At 60.6% G+C, this 8,479-nt stretch carries 9 protein-coding genes and 2 pseudogenes; 5 read left to right on the forward strand and 6 right to left on the reverse strand.

Features of this window, described 5'->3' with window-relative positions; all coding sequences use genetic code 11:
* A partial coding sequence (locus NQ034_RS15760; RefSeq protein ID WP_373567248.1) for an integrase core domain-containing protein occupies positions 1–442 on the forward strand: 442 nt, incomplete at its 5' end.
* Positions 443–599: 157 nt separating this feature from the next.
* Here NQ034_RS15760 and NQ034_RS15765 read toward each other — a convergent pair.
* Entirely contained in the window at positions 600–1,055 is a 456-nt protein-coding gene (locus tag NQ034_RS15765; protein ID WP_083078715.1) for an NAD(P)-binding protein, read from the reverse strand.
* A 30-nt stretch (positions 1,056–1,085) separates the two neighbouring features.
* On the opposite strand from NQ034_RS15765, the pseudogene NQ034_RS16505 reads away from it, so the two are divergent.
* Positions 1,086–1,283 (forward strand): annotated as a pseudogene (locus tag NQ034_RS16505) (GntR family transcriptional regulator); the annotation flags it as partial.
* 99 nt (positions 1,284–1,382) lie between these two features.
* Positions 1,383–2,051, forward strand: coding sequence for a TetR/AcrR family transcriptional regulator (locus tag NQ034_RS15770; protein WP_235362322.1), 669 nt, complete (start codon positions 1,383–1,385; stop codon positions 2,049–2,051).
* A gap of 13 nt (positions 2,052–2,064) precedes the next feature.
* Here NQ034_RS15770 and NQ034_RS15775 read toward each other — a convergent pair whose 3' ends face one another.
* Positions 2,065–2,664, reverse strand: a complete 600-nt coding sequence (locus NQ034_RS15775; protein WP_010889966.1) for a TetR/AcrR family transcriptional regulator C-terminal domain-containing protein — start codon at positions 2,662–2,664, stop codon at positions 2,065–2,067.
* A 38-nt stretch (positions 2,665–2,702) separates the two neighbouring features.
* On the opposite strand from NQ034_RS15775, the gene tet(Z) reads away from it, so the two are divergent.
* On the forward strand, positions 2,703–3,896 hold the full coding sequence (tet(Z), locus tag NQ034_RS15780; RefSeq protein WP_114950139.1) for a tetracycline efflux MFS transporter Tet(Z): 1,194 nt from the start codon (positions 2,703–2,705) through the stop codon (positions 3,894–3,896).
* Positions 3,897–3,943: 47 nt separating this feature from the next.
* On the opposite strand, the gene NQ034_RS15785 is transcribed toward tet(Z), so the two are convergent.
* The 3 genes and pseudogenes from NQ034_RS15785 to NQ034_RS16515 form a co-directional block, all read right to left on the reverse strand.
* Positions 3,944–4,606, reverse strand: coding sequence for a methyltransferase domain-containing protein (locus NQ034_RS15785; RefSeq protein WP_197077863.1), 663 nt, complete (start codon positions 4,604–4,606; stop codon positions 3,944–3,946).
* 48 nt (positions 4,607–4,654) lie between these two features.
* Positions 4,655–4,795, reverse strand: a pseudogene (locus NQ034_RS16510) (putative RNA methyltransferase); the annotation flags it as partial.
* A 963-nt stretch (positions 4,796–5,758) separates the two neighbouring features.
* Positions 5,759–6,373, reverse strand: coding sequence for a TetR/AcrR family transcriptional regulator (locus NQ034_RS16515; RefSeq protein ID WP_049620400.1), 615 nt, complete (start codon positions 6,371–6,373; stop codon positions 5,759–5,761).
* 59 nt (positions 6,374–6,432) lie between these two features.
* Here NQ034_RS16515 and NQ034_RS15795 point away from each other — a divergent pair, with 59 nt between their 5' ends.
* Positions 6,433–7,650, forward strand: a complete 1,218-nt coding sequence (locus NQ034_RS15795) for a beta-ketoacyl-[acyl-carrier-protein] synthase family protein (protein ID WP_197077862.1) — start codon at positions 6,433–6,435, stop codon at positions 7,648–7,650.
* Between the two features lie 21 nt (positions 7,651–7,671).
* On the opposite strand, the gene NQ034_RS15800 is transcribed toward NQ034_RS15795, so the two are convergent.
* Entirely contained in the window at positions 7,672–8,241 is a 570-nt protein-coding gene (locus tag NQ034_RS15800) for a CDP-alcohol phosphatidyltransferase family protein (RefSeq protein WP_092919881.1), read from the reverse strand.
* Positions 8,242–8,479: the final 238 nt, after the last annotated feature.

Genomic DNA, 8,479 nt, shown 5'->3' on the forward strand with positions numbered 1-8,479 from the left:
CTTCACTTCGAAGGTGATCTTTCTTCTGCGGGAATTGAACTCTAGACAAGTCCTATTTTCCCAGGTCAGAGGTCACCTTCACCTATTCATCCACACCCCGGACACCCCACACCATGAAAAACCCAGGATAGTGCACTCGGATCGCGGCAGTCAATTCAGGTCACGAAAATTCCAGCAAGCACTGAAGCGGCACAAACTCCGTGGGTCGATGGGCAGAGTCGGGGCGGCTGGCGACAATGCAGCCATGGAAAGCTTCTTTAGCCTCCTGCAAAAGAACGTGCTCGACAGACAATCGTGGCGTACGAGGCGAGAGCTTCGCCTCGCGATCGTGACCTGGGTCGAGGGCAAATATCATCGCAAACGCCGCCAACGAGGTCTCGGGAAACTCACACCGGTGGAATTCGAGGCCATAATGAGAAGTGCAGTCGACTTGGCTGCCTAATTAATGGAAACCCGAGTCAACTAAACCTTCAGCAGACCCGTCGGCGCCGATGACGAAATCGAAACGCTGTGGGCGTGCGCCACGGAACGTGACATTCACGTAGTTCGAACTCTGCGCGAGCTCGGTGATGGTGTCGTTGAAGATCCACTCGATACCGTCACCGAGCTGTTGGTAGAGCAGGTCGACGAGATCGCCGCGGAGGATCTCGATCTCCGAGATGAATCCTTCTCCCGAACGCATCCGTCGGCATGGCGGCGCGTGTCTGGCCGTGTGCGTCGACCCAGGACATGCCCGCCTGCTCGAGGCCGATCGCACGCGCCCCATTGAGCAGCCCCATACGGTCGATGACTGTGCGTCCGGCGCCGCGCAGGTCGACGGCTTGACCGCCGGGCCCTGGGCTGGGAGCGATCTCGACGATCGTGACGGAGAATCCGTGCCTTCGAAGCCAGTAGGCGCATGCCAGTCCTGCGATGCTTGCGCCAGAGATGAGTACTCGTCGTTCATTCATATTCATGACGCCAAACCTAAGGAAGGCCTGAGATGGTGAGCAAGCTCGTACTAGTACAGCGATGCTGAGACCTGCTCCACTGTGACGGAATGGCAAGGTTCTCATCGCTTGCCAACGCTGGTGTTCTAGTACAGGATGGCAAGGGTGGGAACGTCATCTGCGGAGATCGCTGCCGAGCTGCGGGCGCAGATATTTGCTGGAGAATTGCGGCCCGGGGAGATGCTTCCTTCTGCCAGGGAGATCACTGGTACGTGGAATGTCGCAATTGCAACGGCCAGTCGTGTGCACGCACTACTGCGATCCGAGGGACTGGCGACACCGGTGCCCGGTGTCGGAACGGTCGTCGCGACAACGGCACCAGGGGCAAGGGGTGGGCGCAGCTCACGAGACGCACCCCAGCACCCACAACGGCGGCAGCATGTGCAGCGTCCGGTGCCGGAAGCAGATGATGCCGTTGCGGAACGCATCGTAACTGCCGCTGTTTCCATCGCCGATGTCGAGGGTATTGACTCGCTTTCGATGCGGAGGGTCGCGAATGTGGTCCATATGGGGTCGGCCACGCTATATCGGTTCTACCCGAGCCAGGAACATCTGCTTTTCGCGATGATGGATCGTGCGCTTCGCGATTGGTCTGCGGGTGATGAAGTCGGGACCTGGCGTGAAGATCTGATCCGCGGACATCGAGAGCTGTGGCGAGTGTTCCGACGGCATCCGTGGCTTGCTCCGCAGCTTTCCGTCACACGCCCGCAATTAGTGCCCGCAGCACTCGTCTTCGCAGAGTGGGTGATTCGAACACTCACTCGGGCGGGTATCAGTGCCGAAGAAGCGATGGAGACGCACATTCTGCTCTTCACGCAGGCGCGAGGCACGGCAATTTTGCTCGAGCCCGAAACAGAGGCAGAATCTATCACCGGTGTCGATGCAGATACCTGGATCGATGAGCGTATCGACAAACTCGAGCAACTCAGTTCGAATGAGAACCACGCCGCGCTGAAATCCTTGATCGGCTCGGGTTATGCCCTCGATCTTGATCGTGCCTATGAGCGCGGTCTGGCGCTTATGGTGGACGGGATCTTTTCCCGTCTCGCGCGAACCCGCTGAGCGTCGAATGAGGTCACGATTCGCTCGAGGTCAATGACGCTGTGCGGGAGTGAGAGAATCCGTCGATCAGTGCTGTCAGGCCGAAATCGAATTCCCGGTCGCGTTCAGGAACGCTCGCATTGCCGACCTCTGCGGTTTGCTCCTCCAGTACGACACCGACGGTGTATCGGCTGACCGCGATGAGCATGCTGATGGCTGTCTGTTCATCGAATCCCTGAGACACGAGAAGCCCGACTTGCTGACCGGAAGCCTCAGCTCCTTCGTCGGTGTCGTCGCCGGATGGTCTGCGGTGGTGCTCAGCGTGGAGACGCGCACCGTCACGGACCGCGTGTAGTGCGTGGCGGAAACTTCTTGCGTTTCGCAAGAGAAATGCGTCCCATTTCTCGTCGGACTCGGGGAAGGAAGCGTGATGCTCTCGGTCAAGCACGTCGCTCGCCAGCGCTGCGAGGAGTTCGGCCTTCGTGCGGAAGTGCCAGTAGAGGCCGGGCTGCTGTACCTGTAAGTGAGCCGCCAGCGCGCGAGTGGTGAAGCCATCGAGCCCAGTCTCGTCGAGCACCTGCCGGGCCCCGAGCAACACGGACGTGCGGTCGAGACGCTTCCGGTGGTGAGTCATAGTTGCACTTTATCATCGATAACTTTATCTTAGATAAAGTGACTGCTCGCTACTCTCATCGTGGAATCCTGACAGCCGTGCTCATCACGGCGACCCTCGATGCTGCAGGGCTGGGCCTCGTGATGCCGATCTTGCCTACCCTTCTCGACCAGGTCGGTGCCCCCGACGACATGATCCCACTGCACGTCGGACTACTGACAGCGCTCTATGCGATCATGCAGTTTCTTTGCGCCCCGATCCTTGGCCGACTCTCTGACCGTTTCGGACGCCGCCGCGTGCTTGTCGCCTCCCTCGCAGGCGCGACGATCGACTACCTCGTGCTCGCACTGACGGACACGCTGTGGGTCTTTTACCTCGCCCGCGCGGTTGCAGGCATTACCGGCGCCACGAACGCCGTCACCGCGACGGTGATCGCCGACATTACTCCGCCGGATCAGCGCGCAAAACGCTACGGGTGGCTCGGCGCATGCTACGGCGGTGGCATGATCGCGGGTCCCGCCATTGGCGGTCTTTTCGGCGGGGTCTCACCGCATCTGCCATTCCTCGTCGCCGCCGCGCTCGCCGGAATCACCCTCGTACTCAGCGCGAGTCTTCTGCGTGAGACGCGGCCACCGGGCAGCAACGGCTCGCACGCACAGCAACCCGGTACGGCGAAGCGAACCGCAGTGCCGGGGATGCTTATCCTTCTCGCAGTCTTCGGCATCGTGCAGTTCATCGGCCAAGCACCAGGCTCCACCTGGGTGCTCTTCACGCAGCAGCGCCTCGACTGGAACCCCGTCGAAGTCGGCGTTTCGCTATCCATCTTCGGAATGGTGCAAGTATTCGTGCAGGCGGCACTGACCGGACGCATCGTGTCCCGGATCGGCGAGACCCGGGCGATCCTCGTCGGTATCGCCGCAGACGCCATTGGGCTCATCGGCCTTGCCCTCATCGCCAGCACATGGGCGATGCTACCGATCCTCGCAGCGCTCGGACTCGGCAGCATCACGTTGCCCGCACTGCAGACGCTGCTCTCGAGACGCGCGCCCGAGCAGCAGCAGGGACGCCTGCAGGGAACACTTGCAAGCCTGAACAGCCTCACCTCGATCATCGGCCCGGTCACCTTCACCGGCATTTTCGCACTCACCCGAACGAATGCAGACGGCACCCTCTGGATCTGCGCCGCAGCGCTCTACGTTCTCTGCGCCCTCCTGATGATCCGTGAGACATGCGCCTCACGGCGATCTCGATAACCGCGCTAAGGTGCCATCCCGATGCGACGGGATCGCTCTGCCACCAGTCAAGTCTCCCGTAGCCGGTATGAGCTGACAAGCACGGATATGGTGACTCGCTCGGGCAGGTCGTCGTCCGAGACCTCTGCCGGGGTGATGTGCCGCGCACTCGGCGTCATTCCGAGCAGATCGCGAGCCGTTTGCGGTTCAATCTCTGCGATGTAGCCGACGTGTTGATCTCGCTCCTGTTCGAAGAACGGTGCCAGGGCGTCATGCAGGCGTTGCTCCTTGGAAACATCGATAGTCACCGAGTCGGGCACATCGCGGCGCAACTCGGCCAGGTGGTCGACCGTCGGACGCACCACGATCAGGCTGCCGTTCGGGCGGAGGACCCGGTGAAACTCGCCGGGGTTGCGCGGAGCGAACATGTTCAGCACAGCATCCACCGACTGGTCGGCCAACGGATACGGGCGGAACACGTCCCAGCTCGCTGCGGCTGCTCGCTCGTGGACGCGCGCAGCGACCCGCAGCGCACGCACCGAGGAGTCAAGCCCCAGGCCGCGAGCCCCGGTCACTTTGTCGAGCGCACCGGCGAGGTAGTAGCCGGTACCACAGCCAACATCGAGAACTATGCCATCACGAGGGATCGTATGAGACACCATCGTCGAGACGGCCCGGCGTATCGGCTCGTAGGCGCCGGTCGCGAGGAAACGTTCTCGAGCTTGGATCATCGGCGCATCATCCCCGCTGATCGCATTAGTCCCAGACAGTAGGCTGACGTAGCCGTGCCGAGCGATGTTGAAGGTGTGTCGCTGACGACAACGCAGTGCCCCCGGTGTCAGTTCGAGGCGACCGGCGCAGATCGGGCACCGGAGTGAGTCACGGATAGCGCTGAGGCCAGGTGCGGCCAGGGCTGACATGATGGTCTACCTCTCTTCGGTCGAACGACGGTGTCAAAGACGATCTCGGCCTTCTGGGGGCGAGACAACGACTCTCACACAGTCATCGGCGGTCTTGTGGGATCCGGAGTTGGAAAGTTGGTTGAAGTCTTAGGAGCCGTCTTGCACATTTACGGGTACAGGACTGCCTTACACGGGGTATCCGTAGCGAAGTAGCAAGATGATTCCGGACGCAATCGCGAAGACGAGAAACGTCAAAGCAATCCAGGGGCATGCCCAGCGGCTGGTCGCATACGTACCACGCTTCAGAGGTGGAAACATGGTGACGAGACCGGCGACTTGAACAACAGCGAGCACAAGGTAGGACCAGTCTTCGAATATCCATGCCAGGGGAATAAAATGCAACGCCACACATATCCCGATCCACCACCCGTACCAGCGAGTCAATCCCCGCCGGGCGAGAAAAATACATCCGACACCGATGAGCACAGCTTCAGCAAGAACAATGAGACCAAACACCCAATAGCGACCCTCGAGAGCAGTTGGTGTTGTCCAATTGCGCCATACGAGGAGCCCGGCAGCTATCGCGATAAGCATTCCCAGCACTGAACCCGTACCGAGGGCGCCTCGGAGCCGAGGTTTGGGGTCTTCCTGGGACCACCCGAGCCATGCAGCGGCCATCATGGACAACCAGGCGACCGCGAATGCTTGATCTCGTAAGAAATCCGTTAGCATGTATCTCCTCGTACACCACGGCGCCGTGAAATGTCGGTGTATCCAATTGTGTCACACGAAGTTGCCCGATCTCTTGCTCGACCGTCGCGCAGTTCAATTCGGGACAAGCTGATTTAGATATTCGACGAGCCCGTACCCGCGGGCGACTTCGTGCTCTGTTAGATAGTGCGAGGGCGAATAGCTAGCGAGCACGAACACGGTCAGCTGTTTGTGGAATCATTCGCTGGCAAGAGTCGTTCGCGTAGCTGTTCATTCAGCATCACCTCTTTGCGCTTCATCAGCGGCGTGAATGGACAATGTGGCGGCCACATCGACCGATGAGGGACCTCCGGGAAAACCGGCCTGGGAGATGATCACAGCCCCGAAAACGGCGCTCCAAAAGGTTTTCGTGGCGCGGTCGATGTCTTGGTCTATCGTCCAGTGCTGCTCCCATAGCTTTCTTACTAAGAACTGCTCTGACTGGCGAAACAGGACATTGAGTCCAGCTTCAACTTCTGGCTGCAGCGTGGGGTTCCCGCGCGCGAGTGCGAGGGCGCTCACTACAACCGTTATTGACGGCATGGTCAGAGCAGTTCGGGCAAGGACTCGCTTCATGGCATCCGGCGTGCTGGCTCTACGCCCGGCTTTCTGCAGCCGCTCCGTATCTCGCAGAAGCAACCCGAATGCGACATCAACGTACAGTGCATCCTTGGACCCAAAGTGATGAGTGATCTGGTTGGGATACACCCCAGCCGCCTTTGCCAACTCGCTCATTGTGACCTCTACAAACTTGCGGTCTGTGAAGAGCGTCATTGCTGCGGCACGAATTCTACGGCGCGTGCCCGCTCCTCGCACCACTTGCTTGCGCTGGTTCTTATCGCTCACGCATCAATTGTATGTGATACAGTTCAACTTGATCATCATACAAGTTAGGGAGAGTCTTGATGCGAATTGCAATGACGGGGTACGGGGCGGTAACCCCGCTGGGGGCTGATGTAGAAGCCCTGTGGTCCGGGTTGCTTGAGGGGCGCTCTGGCATTTGTGAACTCGACGGCCTCGGCGACACATGGGCCAGTCTCCCGGTGCGTGTCGCCGCTCCGGTAACGACTGATCTCGAAGTGGTGCTCAGTCGCGTTCGCGCACGGCAGCTTGACCGCAGCCAGCAGTTAGCGCTTGCTGCGACCAGAGAGGCATGGCTTGATGCAGGCCTTTGCGACATAGACCCCGAACGTCTGGCTGTCGCAGTGGGCACTGGTGTTGGTGGCGTAGAGACACTCCTTGAGCAGGATGACGTGCTCGAGAGCCGGGGTGCGCGTCGTGTTTCTCCACGCGCCGTGCCCATGCTGATGCCCAACGGTGCCTCGGCTCAGATCAGTATCGAGTACTCCGCGAAGGCCGGTGTGTACACTCCGTCTTCGGCCTGCGCATCCGGAGCCGAGGCTATCGCCTTGGGAGCACGACTCATCGAGGCTGGCGAGGCGGATGCGGTAATTGCAGGTGGTGTTGAAGCGGCAATCACCCCGCTTACTCTGGCGGGCTTCGCGCAAGCGCAAGCGCTCGCGAAGCCCGACGGCGGCGACGTCACGTGTCTTTCCCGCCCATTCGACGCCAACCGTAGAGGCTTCGTGCTGGGTGAGGGTGCCGGGATCGTGATCCTTGAGAGTGAGAGGCACGCTGCCGCACGCGGTGCCCGCGTCCACGCCTGGCTCGCCGGTTGGGGCATCACCGCGGACGCGCACCACATCACCGGCACCGAACCAAGCGGACATGGGCAGGTCCGCGCCATTCGCAAGGCACTCACAGTGGGTGATCTCACGGTGAACGACATTGACCATGTGAATGCCCACGCGACCGGGACAGTCGTCGGGGATCGCGCTGAAGCACAGGCGCTCGTTGAAGTTTTTGGGGAAGACATCAACGTCACCGCCCCGAAGGGTGCGCTCGGGCACTTGGTCGGAGGGGCGGGAGCCGTCGAAGCGATCATCACGGCACGAACCATTGAATCAGGGATCATTCCCGCGACTGCCAACCTTCAAAGTATTGATCCCGAGATTCATCTTGACGTGGTCACGGAGGCTCTCCGCACTCGGGTCGGGGCAGCGGTCAGCAACTCCTTTGGGTTCGGCGGACAGAATGTGACGCTCGCAATCTGCTCAGCATAGAACCATTCCTCCGAGGCAATCTTATGCTTTGCGGGGGCCGCACATGATGGAAGAGAGGTAGCCGATTCCTGCGAGGAGGTGGAGAGCTGCTCCGATGACGCAGAATGCTTGACCGGCGACGCCGAATAGATGGAGGTTCGGGATCGCTCCGAGTCCGACGAGCAGAATGCCTGCCATCAGGACGGCCGTGCGAATCTTTCCGATCCATGACACTTCGGGAGCATGGCTGGGGCGGACCATCAGGTAGGTCACACCCAGCGCTACATCTACCGCTGCGATGCCGAGCGCAACCCAGATGGAAACGTGGCCAGCCATGACAAGTGCCAATGCGATCACGGCCACACCGATACGATCAGCGACCGGGTCGAGCACGGCACCGGTCTTGCTGGTCTGGCCGAGCTTGCGGGCGAGGGCGCCGTCGACCCAATCACTAGCCCCGAAGATCGCCAGGAGTACCACGGCGAGCACTGGTCGCGAGCCGTCCACGAGGAGGACCGCGACCGGGGCGACGAGCGCAAACCGGAGCAGCGTGACGGCGTTGGGGATCGTCGCCCAGTCGCGAGGGCGCTTGCTGTCTGTGGTGCGATTCATGGGTGGACTCTCTTTCGGTAGCGAATAAGCAGCCAGCCCGTCACGACAATGGCGAGGACTGCCAGAGTTGGGAGTGTGAATTGTTCGACGGCGTCAAGGAGGGCGCTCCCGACGGCTCTGTTGCAAAAATCGTGAAGCTTGAGCATGCTTGGCGGAGATTGGACGGACGGAACGATGACGGATTTCAAGTGGCGCCATTTCCAGGGTGATGTGATCCTGTGGGCGGTGCGCTGGTATT

Source organism: Brevibacterium moorei, from assembly GCF_024580735.1.
In the GTDB taxonomy this organism is placed as follows: Bacteria; Actinomycetota; Actinomycetes; order Actinomycetales; family Brevibacteriaceae; genus Brevibacterium; species Brevibacterium moorei.